Source organism: Anaerobacterium chartisolvens (genome assembly GCF_003337415.1).
GTDB classification, from domain to species: domain Bacteria; phylum Bacillota; class Clostridia; order Acetivibrionales; family DSM-27016; genus Anaerobacterium; species Anaerobacterium chartisolvens.
On sequence record NZ_QPJT01000023.1, the window covers coordinates 1 to 14,427 of the forward strand.

11 protein-coding genes are annotated in these 14,427 nt (G+C 43.5%); 2 read left to right on the top strand and 9 right to left on the bottom strand.

The genetic code is table 11. From position 1 onward, the window contains the following. Positions 1-105: 105 nt before the first annotated feature. The 4 genes from DFR58_RS16765 to DFR58_RS16780 form a co-directional block, all read right to left on the bottom strand. Positions 106-531 carry a MarR family winged helix-turn-helix transcriptional regulator gene (locus tag DFR58_RS16765; RefSeq protein WP_114299013.1) on the bottom strand — a complete coding sequence of 142 codons (426 nt, stop codon included), beginning with the start codon at positions 529-531 and terminating at the stop codon, positions 106-108. A gap of 72 nt (positions 532-603) precedes the next feature. Continuing rightward, complete coding sequence (locus DFR58_RS16770; protein WP_114299014.1) at positions 604-1,083, bottom strand: glutathione peroxidase; 480 nt, start codon at positions 1,081-1,083, stop codon at positions 604-606. Between the two features lie 129 nt (positions 1,084-1,212). Next, positions 1,213-2,019 (bottom strand): VanW family protein, encoded by an 807-nt coding sequence (locus DFR58_RS16775; RefSeq protein WP_114299015.1) that lies wholly within the window; start codon positions 2,017-2,019, stop codon positions 1,213-1,215. Between the two features lie 85 nt (positions 2,020-2,104). Continuing rightward, positions 2,105-2,872 carry a helix-turn-helix transcriptional regulator gene (locus tag DFR58_RS16780; protein WP_114299016.1) on the bottom strand — a complete coding sequence of 256 codons (768 nt, stop codon included), beginning with the start codon at positions 2,870-2,872 and terminating at the stop codon, positions 2,105-2,107. A 321-nt stretch (positions 2,873-3,193) separates the two neighbouring features. Between DFR58_RS16780 and DFR58_RS16785 the strand changes: the two genes are divergently transcribed. Both DFR58_RS16785 and DFR58_RS16790 read left to right on the top strand, forming a co-directional pair. Further along, positions 3,194-5,110 carry a right-handed parallel beta-helix repeat-containing protein gene (locus DFR58_RS16785; protein WP_114299017.1) on the top strand — a complete coding sequence of 639 codons (1,917 nt, stop codon included), beginning with the start codon at positions 3,194-3,196 and terminating at the stop codon, positions 5,108-5,110. A 156-nt stretch (positions 5,111-5,266) separates the two neighbouring features. After that, the gene (locus DFR58_RS16790; protein ID WP_114299018.1) at positions 5,267-7,066 is read left to right on the top strand and encodes a lamin tail domain-containing protein; all 1,800 of its coding nucleotides are present in this window, start codon (positions 5,267-5,269) and stop codon (positions 7,064-7,066) included. Between the two features lie 76 nt (positions 7,067-7,142). Here the strand turns inward: DFR58_RS16790 and phnE (DFR58_RS16795) are convergent, their stop codons facing one another. The 5 genes from phnE (DFR58_RS16795) to DFR58_RS21935 form a co-directional block, all read right to left on the bottom strand. Beyond that, on the bottom strand, positions 7,143-7,952 hold the full coding sequence (phnE, locus tag DFR58_RS16795; protein WP_114299019.1) for a phosphonate ABC transporter, permease protein PhnE: 810 nt from the start codon (positions 7,950-7,952) through the stop codon (positions 7,143-7,145). A gap of 30 nt (positions 7,953-7,982) precedes the next feature. Continuing rightward, complete coding sequence (gene phnE / locus DFR58_RS16800) at positions 7,983-8,777, bottom strand: phosphonate ABC transporter, permease protein PhnE (RefSeq protein WP_114299020.1); 795 nt, start codon at positions 8,775-8,777, stop codon at positions 7,983-7,985. Beyond that, entirely contained in the window at positions 8,774-9,526 is a 753-nt protein-coding gene (gene phnC / locus DFR58_RS16805) for a phosphonate ABC transporter ATP-binding protein (RefSeq protein ID WP_114299021.1), read from the bottom strand. Before phnC ends, phnE (DFR58_RS16800) begins: the two co-directional genes overlap by 4 nt. 77 nt (positions 9,527-9,603) lie before the next feature. After that, positions 9,604-10,680 carry a phosphate/phosphite/phosphonate ABC transporter substrate-binding protein gene (locus tag DFR58_RS16810; protein ID WP_114299022.1) on the bottom strand — a complete coding sequence of 359 codons (1,077 nt, stop codon included), beginning with the start codon at positions 10,678-10,680 and terminating at the stop codon, positions 9,604-9,606. 168 nt (positions 10,681-10,848) lie between these two features. Beyond that, a partial coding sequence (locus tag DFR58_RS21935) for an Ig-like domain-containing protein (RefSeq protein WP_207659262.1) occupies positions 10,849-14,427 on the bottom strand: 3,579 nt, incomplete at its 5' end.

Below are 14,427 nucleotides of genomic sequence, written 5' to 3' on the forward strand. Positions count from 1 at the left end.
GAGGCAATCCCACTTCTGTCAAACCGTCAGCCGCAATCCATTTACAAAACTTTGTTTGCAAATAGGGCAAGCCAAGAACCGTCCCCACTTGCTCCCCGCTTGCTCCTATGCTTTTCCCAGCATCTTATATAGCAAGCGATACAGCAGCTTTGCCTCTTCGGAAGAAAGGCTCAAGCAAGAGGCAAGCTTGTGCGGGATTTCTATTGCCTTATCCTTTAATTGTTCTCCCTTGCCAGTAATGGTTACAATAAGGTTCCGTTCATCCTCTGCCGATCTTGTCCTCGAAACAAGCCCGCTTGATTCCAGCTTTTTCAACAGAGGAGTAAGTGTCCCCGAGTCAAGGTATAGGCACTGCCCTAAGCTCTTAACATTTATGCTTTTCTTTTCCCACAACACCAGCATTGCTATATATTGAGTATATGTCAAGCCAATCTCATCCAAAAGCGGCTTGTATTTTTTAACAACCTCCCTTGTACATGCATATAGCGGAAAACAAAGCTGATTCTCAAGCCGGAGCATATCATAATTCATAACTTTTCCTCTTTCAATAATTGTGATTTTTAACAGGCAGGTGTCCTTTTGCTTTACAGCTGACCCTCCTTTTCACTCCTCCAAAAGCTTGACAATGCTTTTTTCGATAGCCATAGGGGATCTGGTCGGAGCATATCTGGCTATTACCTCGCCTTTTCTATTTATAAGAAATTTGGTAAAATTCCATTTAATATTAGACCCTCCTATACCTCCTTTTTGAGCCTTGAGCCATGAATAAAGAGGGCTTTCGTTTTCACCGTTGACATCAATTTTGTCAAACTGCCTGAAGGTAATTCCATAGCGTCCAGTGCAGAAGTTGCCTATCTCCTCATTGGTTCCCGGAGCTTGATTGGCAAACTGGTTGCAGGGGAAGTCAAGAATTTCAAGCCCCTTGTCTTTATATTTATCATATAAGTCCTGCAGCCCGTCATACTGAGGCGTAAGTCCGCAGCCTGTCGCTGTGTTGACAATCAGCAGCACTTTACCCTTATATTCGTCCAGACTTACAGCATTTCCTTTAGCATCCTTTACAGTTAAATCATAAAGCTTCATATTCTATCCTCTCAACAAAGTTATATTTAACACAATTAAATTGTATACAATATAATTATTACTGTCAAGTGCTTTTTATAATACCGGGAGATTCCTTATACCGCCACCTGCGCTAACGGGTTATGCCTGCTATAAATTGCTGGTATCATACATTACCTTGGCATGATTACTCTTCAAAAGAGCTTTTTCAATAATACTTCCGCTTCTCACATCTATCTGGCTTCTGTAAACCTTACCGCAGCGAAAAACATCGTTGCCTTCTCTTTCAAAATGCTCATCCTCAACAAAGATATGATATTTTTCAGTTTGAATTGAATTAGAGCGCATCTCTCCGCACAAATATTCGTCAGTAGTATATGTAATAAGCTGATATATTCTGTGGGTGTTGTTTATAAACCGGTAATCGAGATAGTTATACACAATAGACGTACCCGTGCCGAAAGGAATTTGCCGATTAAAATCCTGAAACAAATCAATATCATCGTGGTGGTGATGCTCTATAATTTTCATTGGTGTATGCAGCACCATCCAATGTATCAAATTTGTAAGCTGGCACATTCCTCCTCCAACACCGCTGGCTGCTCTTCCATTTGATATTACAAGTCCTTCCTTATAGCCTTTCCGGCTGGTCAAATTGCCAACAAGCTCCCAAAATGAAAAAATCTTACCGGGATATATTAAAATTCCATTTATTTTAGGAACTGCTAAAGACAAGTTACCGACTTTATTTTCCTGCAAATGCATATCTACATTACCCAGCTTGCGCCTGATTAAGGATTTATGTTTATAAATTGTATACGGAAGCTTATCCTCCAAAAAAGTCTTTGCAAATTTGCCCTTGATAAATAAATTTTTTATAATCCGGATCAACAGGCATTTGTAAACGGATATTTTATAAGTTACAGGAGAAATTTCACAAAATAATTTTCTTTTCATTTTTTACACTTTTCCTTCGACCATATTTAATTGAAAATAGCCCCTTCCTTATATGGTTTTGGGGACGCTCCTCTCTTTTATCATATCATACTTTCTTTTGCGTTTCCTTGAGGAATGTCCCCGGCGACTGGCCCATTATTTTTCTGAAATTACGGTGAAAGGTCCTCAGGCTATCATAGCCGCAGTTGATTGCTACTTCGCCAATAGGCTGATGAAAATTTTTCAGCAGGTAGCACGCCTGTGAAATCCGATAATTATTTAAATAATCTGTGAAGGTCATATTCATCAGCTTGACAAACAGCTTTGATATATAAGAATAATCGTACTGCAAATACTTTGCAATAGCTTTTAACGTGCAATTGACGGAATAATTTTGCTCTATATAAAGCAGGATTTTATAGAGTACCCGTATCTTATGGGACTGCTTAACGGGAATAAACTGCTTTTGATTTATCAAATCAGCGCAGACAGCATATAGAAAGCTTTTCTGCTCATAGATCGAGCAGGCATTTTTAAGGTTAAGCTCCCTCTCCAAATGCAGTACATTGTCATTTGGAATAAAGCCCTTAAAATTCATATAAAAATCGCCGATTAATTCCGGTGAGAAAAGAATAATTGTAATATCAGAATACTCGACGGTCTTGAATTCATGCATCTGATTGGTAAAGATAAAGGCCAAATCATTTTTCTGCAGCAGATATTCCTTTTGATCAACCGATACCGACAGATGTCCGTCGTTGATATAAATCAGCTCGTATGCCCGGTGGAAATGAAGGGGAAAATTATAGTTCTTCAACGGAAAAAATCTAAATAATTCTTTTTGATCCACCCCATGCTTTTCAAAAAAGATCATAATTCTTCTCCTATATATTTAGCAATAAAGATTTTACATGGAGGATATAATTTGATGAAAGAAATTTTTTTGACCCGTAAGGAATACATCTAAGAAAAGCGCCTGATGACATACCCGTGAGACATTTCCCCGCAAGGCGTCTTTTCGTTGTAGTTAAAAATTTCTGTAAGCAATTATATCCTCTATGTTTGTAAAATCTTTATTGCATCCTATATAATAAAAAACACTAATATTGTCTTAAAGTATACTACATTCTGAATAGAACTAACAACCGCCATTTCTTATAATTAAGATAAATAGCATTTGAAGGAGGTTAAGCCGATGGAATATCATGTAGCAAAAACTGGCTGTGATCAAGCTCAAGGAACTGAGCAGCATCCGTTTCTGACAATAAACAAGGCCGCTTCTGTTGCTGTAGCCGGAGACACCGTTACAGTCCATGAAGGAGTATATCGTGAATGGGTAAAGCCCAAGCACAAAGGGTTAAGCGACAAAAGAAGGATTGTTTATCAAGCCGCAAAGGGTGAAAAAGCAGTCATCAAAGGATCTGAGCGAATTCAGAATTGGCAGAAGGTTCAAGGCAATATATGGAAAACAGTATTGCTCAACACGTTTTTCGGAGACTATAACCCGTATAAGCAGGAGGTGTTTGGTGATTGGCTGGTAGCATCCGGCGAGACGAAGCATTTAGGTGATGTTTATCTAAACGGTATGTCTTTTTATGAGGCCGGCAGTTTTGAGCAGCTAATTGAGCCATGCATTAGAACAGAGGTATTGGATCACTGGACACAAAAAATCGTTGCCGTCCCTAATCAAGAGCAGACTAAATATGTTTGGTTTGCGGAAGTGGATGCCGACAGCACAACTATCTATGCAAATTTCCAGAGTGCTGATCCCAACCAGGAATATGTTGAAATCAATGTGCGCAGGTCTTGCTTTCATCCCATAGAAACAGGGATTGACTATATTACGGTAAAAGGCTTTGAAATGGCACAGGCAGCAACGCCATGGACACCTCCGACGGCTGACCAGCCCGGGTTGCTTGGTGCGAATTGGAGTAAGGGCTGGATTATTGAAGACAACATCATTCATGATGCAAAGTGCAGTGCCATCAGCCTCGGTAAGGAAGCCTCCACAGGAAATAACTATCGCTCGGTCCGCAGGGACAAGCCGGGATACCAATACCAGTTGGAAGCTGTCTTTTCCGCGCGGCATAATGGCTGGAGCAAGGAAAAGATCGGTTCGCATGTCGTTCGGAACAATACTATTTATGATTGCGGACAAAATGGCATCGTGGGGCATCTGGGATGCATATTCAGCGAGATTCATCATAACCATATTTATAACATAGCGCTGAAACGTGAATTTTACGGCTATGAAATCGCGGGGATCAAGTTCCACGCGGCTATCGACGTCCACATGCATCATAACCGCATTCACGACTGCTCCTTAGGCATATGGCTGGATTGGCAGACACAGGGAACAAGAATCGGCAAAAACCTGTTCTATCATAATAACCGTGATTTGTTTGTGGAAGTAAGCCATGGGCCATATATCGTGGAACACAACATTCTGGCTTCAGAATACGCAATAGATAATATGTCACAAGGCGGTGCATATATCAACAATCTAATCTGCGGTAAGATGAATCATCAGAAGGTGTTAAACCGTTCCACACAATATCACCTCCCGCACAGCACAAAGGTCGCGGGCTTTGCATTTGTTTACGGCGGAGATGATCGTTTCTTCAACAATATCTATATTGGAGCAGACGGGTTAAAAGAGGTTGGAACCGCTCATTATAAAAACTACACCACCTCATTGGAGGAATACATCGAAAGCGTCCATAAAAAGCATGGTGATGTTGAAGCTTTTGCAGAGGTCGATCAGCCTGTTTACATTAATAACAACGCATACTTTAACGGAGCCGAAGCATTTGAAAGAGAAAACAGTAATATGGTTGACAGAGGCTTTAATCCTAAGCTCAGCATTGTTGATGAAGGAGAAGAGGTTTATCTTTGCTGTGAACTGCCGGACAGCTTTGAAAATATTTCCGGAGAGATACATTCAACAGCCACATTGGCACGTGTACGTATTGTCGATGCTGAGTTTGAAAGCCCCGACGGCAGCAATATGAGCCTCGATACCGATTTTCTGGATGAGAAGAAGGCTCAAAGGAGTCCATTAGGGCCGATAACGCTTTTGAAAAAAGGTAAGAATTATATCAAAGTCTGGTAATCTACTTAAGAAGAGGCCTTGCGCCTCTATTTTTTTCATTTAATTACAGTATTTAACTACATGTTAACTCATTCCTAAATTCCTAATAATATACTGCTGATAATATATGTTACAAATACAAATGTTTTATAGCATTTTTTAGGAAGGAGAATGACAATGAACAAAATATTGTGTAAAAAAAGCCTCTGTATTTTTCTGGCGGTTGCAGCAGTGATATTGCAGCTCTCAGGAATAAGCTATGCAGCCAACGCCGCTTCAGGTACAAGCTATACCTGGAATAATACCATACCTCAGAAATCGCCTTCGGGAGGTTCAGGCAACGGCAAGCTGGTTTTGTTTGATAATTCCCATTGTCAAACAGCAGGAGCCGCGGATTGGGTAATTGACGGAGGATTTTCAGACTTCGCCGATGACCTTGTACAGGAAGGCTATACCGTAAGGGAGTACAGGGGAATAGACAAAAACGGAGACGGAGCCATACGCTATTATGACGACCGTCAGCCGCAGAATGTGTCAATAAATGAGGCTGTTATAACATACGACGGCATAAAGGATGCCGATGTTTTTGTTATTGCCGAAGCCAACAGGCCATTTACTATTTCGGAGTACGCCGCATTAAAGCAATTCGTTGATTCAGGAAAAGGCATTTATTTCATATCCGATCACTATAACGCAGACAGGAACATGAACACATGGGATTCCACAGAGGTTTACAACGGCTACAACAGGTCGTCCGGCTCCTCTTACAACATGGGCGGTGAATATGGTGACATGAGAAATCCCGGAAGTGCATATTCAGGATGGCTGTCGCAGAACTTCGGCCTTCGCTTCAGATTTAACGCCATTAACTGTAAATCCGGAGTGTCGGATGTGAGGCCGTCTCAGGAAGCCGAAGGAATAACTGCCGGTGTGGGGCCCATATTAATGGCCGCAGGCTCAACACTTGCAATAACAGACATAAACAAGGCAAAGGGCATAGTATATTTCAGTTCGTCCGATTCCGCTTCAAAATGGAACAGCGCGGTAGACTCGGGGCTTTATTTCGGAGGACGGGCGGAAGGCCCTTATGTGGCCATATCAAAGCCCAGCGCCGGCAAAGCAGCATTTATAGGAGATTCTTCTCCTATTGAAGATGCAACACCCAAATACAAAAGAGAAAGCAACGGATCTTCAAAATCAACCTATCCCGGATGGACCGATCCGTATAACGCCTCACTCCTGTCAGTCAATATAGTCAACTGGCTGGCGACTCCCGAAAGCTACGTAGGCTTTGACGGAATAAACCATACAAAGGGCATTGCTACCCCTACCCCTATGGCCGATATTGAAAAAAACACCCCTCAGGCCGAGCCGTGGGCAGCACCGGGCTATGACCCCTGGAACACCGACACCTTCGCATACGGCTCCTATGGGGCGCCTGACGGCCCAAATTCAACACAGCCACCTCCGTCAACAGGAGAAGGTCTCATCATATCCCAGTACATAGAAGGAAGCGGAAATAACAAGGCAATTGAACTCTACAACGGCACGCAAAGCAGCGTCAACCTGTCAGAGTACTCACTTGTCCAGTACAATAACGGCTCGTCATCAGTAACTTACACACTCAGCCTTTCTGGGACACTTGCCTCAGGCGCCAAATATGTAATAGTAAATTCATCAGCATCCAGCACTCTGCTGTCAAAGGCAAACCTTACAACCTCAAGCTCTGTTATGACATTCAACGGAAATGACGTCATAGCTTTAAGACGCAACGGCTCAAACATAGACATAATAGGGCAAATAGGCTATAATCCCGGAACCGAATGGGGAAGCGGACTTACATCCACATGCGACAACACCCTTGTAAGGAAAAGCACAGTAACCTCGGGAGATGCAAACGGAGCCGATGCATTCGATCCTTCCCTGCAATGGGACGGTTATGAACGTGACACGTTTACTTATTTAGGAAGCAGGTAGGCCTGTTAAATACTTAGCCGAAAAGCAGGAAAGCTGCCGTTTAGCGGCAGCTTTCCTGCTTTTTTTTAAGCACCATTTATCCTCTTGCAAGCTTAACCCGTATTTTTGTTGAAAAGTATTCAATAACAAGGACAAGTATAATCAAGCCTGCAAGAATAGATCCAACCTCATTCCAGCGATAAGAGCTCATTGCAAAAATAAGCGGGGCGCCTATCCCTCCAGCTCCAACAAGACCCAGAACCGCCGCATCCCTCAGATTCATGTCAAACCTGTAAATAACGGTAGACAAAAAATTAGGAACAAGCTGAGGAATAATGCCATATCGGATTTTTTGGAACGTATTGCACCCCGAGGCATCCAGAGATTCCAGAATCCGTACGTCCAGGTCTTGAATCGCATCAATATACATCTTTGAAAGCATACCTATGGAACACAGAGACATTGTCAGCAGTCCGGCAAACGCACCGGGACCCGTAACCCTTATAAACATTAAACCGTATACAAACGCCGGGACGGTACGTACCGCCATAATAATGCTTCTTCCGGCAAGTGCGGCCGGGAGGGGGACAATATTCGATGCTGATAAAAAGGAAAGCGGAACCGCAAGTATTGCGCCGATTATAGTTCCTAAAAATGCGATGCATACAGTTTCAACAAGCAGATAAGGCACTCCGGCAGTGGTAAGATTAAAAAGTAGCTCTGTATCCGGCTGCAGAATACCTGAAACGATATTTGCGGCAATCTGCAGTCCGTCCTGCTTTACACTATCCATTTGCAGCGCCGTGCAGGACCATGCCATAGCCGCCGCGGCCGCCGCAAGCATAAATATCCTGTAGCCGGGACTTTTCGGTGCGTTTTCCAGTTGCTTCTGTATTAGTGCCTGCATTTTTGTTCCTCCTTTATGTTTGGATCGGTACTAAGCCAGCTTGCTGCGGATATAATGACTTATGCCTTCAATAACAATTACCGCCGCAAACAGCATAATCAAAATCATTCCAACTGCCGGATACTGTCTCCAGCCTATTTTTTCGTTCAAAATGAGGCCCAGTCCTCCTGCGCCCACATAGCCCAGTATTGAAGCATATCTGACATTTCCCTCAAAGCAGAACAGGCAGTTTGAGAAATATGCGGGCAAAATCTGCGGAACAACGGCTCCAATAAAGGCCCGCGGCCTATCCGCCCCCATTGACTCCATTGCCTCAAAAGCTCCCATTTCAGCCGTTTCAATCAATTCATAAAGCACCTTGCCTATATATGAAAAGGTAAAAACCGCAATAGCTGCCGTTCCCGCCAATGTCCCCAGTCCGAAGGCATAGGTTGCAATCAGTGCCGTAACAAGCGTTGGAAGTGTTCTTAATATACTCAATATAAGACGGGACAGCGATACGATAAGCCTTTGCTTTATTATATTTGTTGAAGCCATAACCGCAAAGGGCACTGCCGCGACTGAACCTATAACCGAGCCTAGAAGAGACATTTTAATTGTATCGAATAACGGCTTCCAAATTGCGGGCAGGTATGACATATCGGGAGGGAACATCTGCCCCAATATGAAAAAAAACTGGTAAGCCCGGCGGCAAATAACCGCAGCATTAAAGCCCGTGACGTTAACCGATATATATAAGAAAAAGAACAGCAGCACACATATCAGGGGCATATAAGAGCGCGGAGGCACCACTGTTTTTCCGTTATGAAGCCGGTATCCTCTCATAGAGCCTCCTCCGTATCCCTGCCGTAAATGTTTTCAAGCACATCCCCGTTTACCCTGTCCGACCGCCCGTCAAATATAATTCTTCCCTCCCGGATTCCTATCACGCGATCTGCATATTGCAATGCAAGCTCTACATGATGAATATTAATAATTACGGTAATACCCAATTCTCGGTTAATACGCCTGAAATCGTCCATTACCTGCCTCGCGGTGACAGGATCGAGAGAAGCAACAGGTTCATCCGCAAGTATAATCCGGGGATCCTGAGCAAGAGTCCTGGCCAGTGCGACACGCTGCTGCTGGCCTCCTGAAAGCTGATCCGCGCGCACATATGCCTTTTCCAGAATTCCAACCTTGTCAAGCGCTTCCAACGCAGCAATATGATCCTTTCTCGGAAAAGCTCCAAGCAATACTCTCCACAAGGATAAATCGGGCACCTTGGCCGAAAGCACATTTTTAAGCACGGTTGTTCTGGTCACCAGATTGAAGGATTGAAAAATCATCCCTATACCGCGGCGAAAACGGCGCAGCTCCCGGCCTTTCAGCGTGCTTACATCAATGCCGTTTACCGTAAGCGTACCTTCGGAGATTTCGTGCATGCGATTGATAGCCCGGATCATGGTGGACTTTCCCGCGCCCGAAAGTCCTATCACAGCAACAAACTCTCCATGATCTATCTCAAGGGAAATGTCATCTAAAGCCCTTAAGCCATTGGGATAAACCTTCCCCACACCGTCAAATTTTATCATTTACATTCTCCATATAGACAGCACAGGGAATGAGCTTTATAACAGCCCATCCCCGTCACATCATAATTTTATTTACATTATCCTGCTTTTGTAAGCTGCTGTATGAGCTTCTGTGCCTCACGCTCATTGTCATAGTCAGAGGATTTTGCGGCCTGGTAGCCCTGATGGCTGTATATTGCAATAACCTTTTTACCCTCTTCTGTGCTGCCGATGTTTATAAATGCCGTCTGTACAGCCTTCTTAAAAGCATCGTTCATAATTTTGGAGGTTTTGCTTACGCTTACGGTATCATTGTAAATGGGAGGCGTCACACCTATAACTGCAGTTTCGTCCCATACCGAAGCAGTTCTTCCGTATTCCGACTTCCATTTTTCAACGTAATCCCGTCTGGCATCCGCATAGGTCAGAAGTACGTCAACCTGCCCCGACGCAAGACGGGCGAACGCACTCCCGTATGAGTCGGACTGTACCACATTTGCCAGATCCGTAATTCCCTTTTGAAAATTCTTCTGGAGCCACAGGCATGGATAAATGTAGCCTGCCGGAGATGAAGACGACATAACACTCCAGCTCGCTGCCGAGAGCTCTTCAAAAGTAAGCTTTTCTCCCGCGTTTACCTTTTTCGCAAAAGCTTTTCCTTTTTCAGACGGGCCTGCAATAATCAGCGCACGATATGATGTGGCCTGCTTGTCGGAAGCCTCGGTGGGAGTTCCGTCGTTCCAGTCCTTTGCATTGTCCGAATCCTTGCTCAGACCTGCGCGTGTTGCTGTAAGTATAACCTCGGCACCGTCATCGTAAAGGACATATGTCCCTCCCGGAATCAGCCCGATATCGGCCGTTCCCGCTGAAAGTGCTTCCCCGACGGCCTCATAGTTGGTTCCTACCGTAATGACCACTTCTCCCACATCGTAGCCCTCCTTGGCAAGCTCCGACTTGAGCATTCCCTTGAGAGGCTCTGTTGCGGTAATAATTTCCTCCGGTTCTCTGGAAGGTACGAAATATACATTTAGCTTGTCTATTTGCTTGCCTGAGACGCCATCTCCCGACAATGTCCCGGAGGTGGAAGATACGGCAGGCTTTCCGCTGTCTGCACAGCCTGAAACCATTAATGCTATGAGTACAAAAGAAGATAGGATAGAAATAAAACGTTTCATAATACTCCTCACTATTCCCAATATTTTGTAATTATCGCTTCTTCCATAACAATATAGCATATAGCTTGAACCGCTGCAACAAACACTCGTAAATATTACCATATTATTACATAAAATTAACAAAGTTAATATTAGGGGACATTCCTTGGAATGTCCCCACTTGACATATTACTTTCTCACACTTACCTGTTTAGTGCAGTATATACTTGAATTATGCCGGTCTACAGCTTTAACAGTCACGTATGTGCTATATGATTTATTGTAATTCCTTACTTTTATTAATCCATTCTGATCTATTTGAATTATTTCAGGGTGACTGCTTGACCATATAACATCATTATACTCCTCATAAAAAATATAATTTCCCGACAAGAATATTCCATATACTTTAGCAGAAGCTGTTTCTCCCGACCTTAAGTTGGACTTGTCCACATCCATATATAAGGATATAAGCTGAGATATTCTTAAGGATATACTGCTTGTAAGCTTATTATTTTTGCTGTCCGAAGCATAGATAGTCACTGTTCCGGATTTCAGCGCTGTTACAACTCCATTTTGATCTACCTTTGCAATAGAGCTGTTACTGCTTTTCCATGTTATTTGCTCATATGGAAAAATCACATTTCCATTCTCGAACGTTGCAGTTACTGCCAATTGAAGCTTCGCACCAACTCTGAATATTTTTTCATCAGGCTCATTAATCTTGATAGATGCAGGTGTTTTATTTATGTTATCTATTCTAAGAGTACCTATTCCCGACGAATTTCCGGCTGCATCGACTCCTACCGCCTCTATTAGACCATTATCCATAATAACCACAGGAGAGGTGTATTCCTTCCATCCTCCGCCATCTACCCTGTATTTCTTAATTTGAGCATCTCCCCAATTTGTAATATCGATCGTTACGCTTACACTTGTAGGCGCTGTGGTATTCGGTGTGATAACAGGGATTGGAGGCGGTATTTTATCTATATTATCTATCCTAATACTAACAATGCCCGACAAATATCCCGTCGCACTTATGCTTTGTGCTTCCACCAGTCCGTTCTGCTGCATAATAATAGGGCTCAAATACTCCTTCCATTCTCCGTTATCAATACGGTAGTGCTTTATTGCTGCGTTCCCCCAGTTATCTATGGTTACTGTTACGTCTGAATTTGTCGGCCCTTCAATATCTACTCCGATTACCGGCTCCTCCACTATTGCAATATTAATTTTGCTTTGTACCTCATCTATCCTTTTAATAAGCAGACTCTTTTCGTTACCTTCCAGAAGCTGTTCAACCAAATCCCGTACCTCGTTCAAGAAAGCCTGAGTGTTTTCAACCTTTTCTTTGGTAGTTAAATCTAAAGACATTTCTTCAAGCATCTTAACCTTAAATCCTGCATAAGCAACCATAACTTTAGCTTGAAGAATTTCCAATTTTGTCTTCAAAGCAGCTTTTGTTTCTCCTTCAGGCAATGCATTGATGAGTACTATAGTCTGGTCTATTATACTCTGGATGTTGTTTACCTCACCTATAGTCGTGATATTCTGCACCAGCAACCCTATGTGTGCTATGTTAACATTTATCTGCCCTATCTTCACCTTCTCAAGCAACGGCCCTCTATCCGGTTCAGGCAAGCCATTGATAAGCACTATCGTACGGTCTATTATGCTCTGGATATTGTTAATCTCACCTATAGTCGTGATGTTCTGCACAAGAAGCCCTATATGCGCTATGTTTACGTTTATCTGCCCTATATTCACCTTCTCAAGCAGCGGCCCTCTGTCCGATTCAGGCAATGCATTTATCAGCACTATTGTACTGTCTATTATACTCTGAATGTTGTTTACCTCGCCTATAGTCGTGATGTTCTGCACAAGAAGCCCTATATGTGCTATGTTTACGTTTATCTGCCCGATATTCACCTTCTCAAGCAGTTGCCCTCTTACACCCTCAGGCAGTCCATTTATCAGCACTATAGTCTGATCTATTATGCTCTGGATGTTGTTTATCTCACCTATAGTCGTTATATTCTGCACCAGCAGCCCTATGTGCGCTATGTTTACGTTTATCTGCCCTATATTCACCTTCTCAAGCAGTGGCCCTCTGTCCGATTCAGGCAAGCCATTTATCAGCACTATTGTCTGGTCTATTATACTCTGAATGTTATTGACCTCGCCTATAGTCGTGATGTTCTGCACAAGCAGCCCTATGTGCGCTATGTTTACGTTTATCTGCCCTATATTCACCTTCTCAAGCAGCGGCCCTCTTACACCCTCAGGCAAGCCATTTATCAGCACTATAGTCTGGTCTATTATGCTCTGGATATTGTTAATCTCGCCTATAGTCGTAATATTCTGCACCAGCAGCCCTATATGTGCTATATTCACATTTATCTGCCCTATGTTCACCTTCTCAAGCAGCGGCCCCCTTGCATCCTCATGCAGTCCGTTTATCAGCACTATAGTCTGGTCTATTATGCTCTGGATGTTATTGACCTCGCCTATAGTCGTGATGTTCTGCACAAGAAGCCCTATGTGCGCTATGTTTACATTTATCTGCCCTATGCTCACCTTCTCAAGCAGTGGCCCCCTTACACCCTCAGGCAACTCATTTATCAGCACTATTGTCTGGTCTATTATGCTCTGGATGTTATTGACCTCGCCTATAGTCGTGATGTTCTGCACAAGAAGCCCTATGTGTGCTATATTCACATTTATCTGCCCTATGTTCACCTTCTCAAGCAGCGGCCCCCTTGCATCCTCATGCAGTCCGTTTATCAGCACTATAGTCTGGTCTATTATGCTCTGAATGTTATTGACCTCGCCTATAGTCGTGATGTTCTGCACAAGCAGCCCTATGTGCGCTATGTTTACGTTTATCTGCCCTATATTCACCTTCTCAAGCAGCGGCCCTCTTACACCCTCAGGCAAGCCATTTATCAGCACTATAGTCTGGTCTATTATGCTCTGGATATTGTTAATCTCGCCTATAGTCGTAATATTCTGCACCAGCAGCCCTATATGTGCTATATTCACGTTTATCTGCCCTATATTCACCTTCTCAAGCAGCGGCCCTCTTACACCCTCAGGAAGTCCATTTATAAGCACTATAGTCTGGTCTATTATGCTCTGGATATTGTTAATCTCGCCTATAGTCGTGATGTTCTGCACCAGCAGCCCTATGTGCGCTATGTTCACGTTTATCTGCCCTATGTTCACCTTCTCAAGCAGCGGCCCTCTGTCCGATTCAGGCAAGCCATTTATCAGCACTATAGTCTGGTCTATTATGCTCTGGATGTTGTTTATCTCTCCTATAGTCGTGATATTCTGCACGAGCATCCCTATGTGTGCTATGTTCACATTTATCTGGCCTATATATACCTTCTCCAGCAATGGCCCTCTTGCATACTCAGGCAATCCGTTTATCAGCACTATTGTCTGGTCTATTATGCTCTGGATGTTGTTTACCTCACCTATAGTCGTGATGTTCTGCACCAGCAGCCCTATGTGCGCTATGTTCACGTTTATCTGCCCTATGTTCACCTTCTCAAGCAGTGGCCCCCTTGCCTCCTCCGGCAGTCCGTTTATCAGCACTATTGTCTGGTCTATTATACTCTGGATGTTGTTTACCTCGCCTATAGTCGTGATATTCTGCACAAGAAGCCCTATATGTGCTATGTTCACATTGGCTTGGCCTATGTTGACCTCTCTTTGCAGGGCATCCCTCTCTTCTCCAGCCGGAAGGCTGTTGATGATTAT

Coding starts and splice junctions, on each gene's coding strand:
- DFR58_RS16765 (WP_114299013.1), bottom strand. CDS start 531: ATGAATTATGATATGCTCCGGCTTGAGAATCAGCTTTGTTTTCCGCTA.
- DFR58_RS16770 (WP_114299014.1), bottom strand. CDS start 1,083: ATGAAGCTTTATGATTTAACTGTAAAGGATGCTAAAGGAAATGCTGTA.
- DFR58_RS16775 (WP_114299015.1), bottom strand. CDS start 2,019: ATGAAAAGAAAATTATTTTGTGAAATTTCTCCTGTAACTTATAAAATA.
- DFR58_RS16780 (WP_114299016.1), bottom strand. CDS start 2,872: ATGATCTTTTTTGAAAAGCATGGGGTGGATCAAAAAGAATTATTTAGA.
- DFR58_RS16785 (WP_114299017.1), top strand. CDS start 3,194: ATGGAATATCATGTAGCAAAAACTGGCTGTGATCAAGCTCAAGGAACT.
- DFR58_RS16790 (WP_114299018.1), top strand. CDS start 5,267: ATGAACAAAATATTGTGTAAAAAAAGCCTCTGTATTTTTCTGGCGGTT.
- phnE (WP_114299019.1), bottom strand. CDS start 7,952: ATGCAGGCACTAATACAGAAGCAACTGGAAAACGCACCGAAAAGTCCC.
- phnE (WP_114299020.1), bottom strand. CDS start 8,777: ATGAGAGGATACCGGCTTCATAACGGAAAAACAGTGGTGCCTCCGCGC.
- phnC (WP_114299021.1), bottom strand. CDS start 9,526: ATGATAAAATTTGACGGTGTGGGGAAGGTTTATCCCAATGGCTTAAGG.
- DFR58_RS16810 (WP_114299022.1), bottom strand. CDS start 10,680: ATGAAACGTTTTATTTCTATCCTATCTTCTTTTGTACTCATAGCATTA.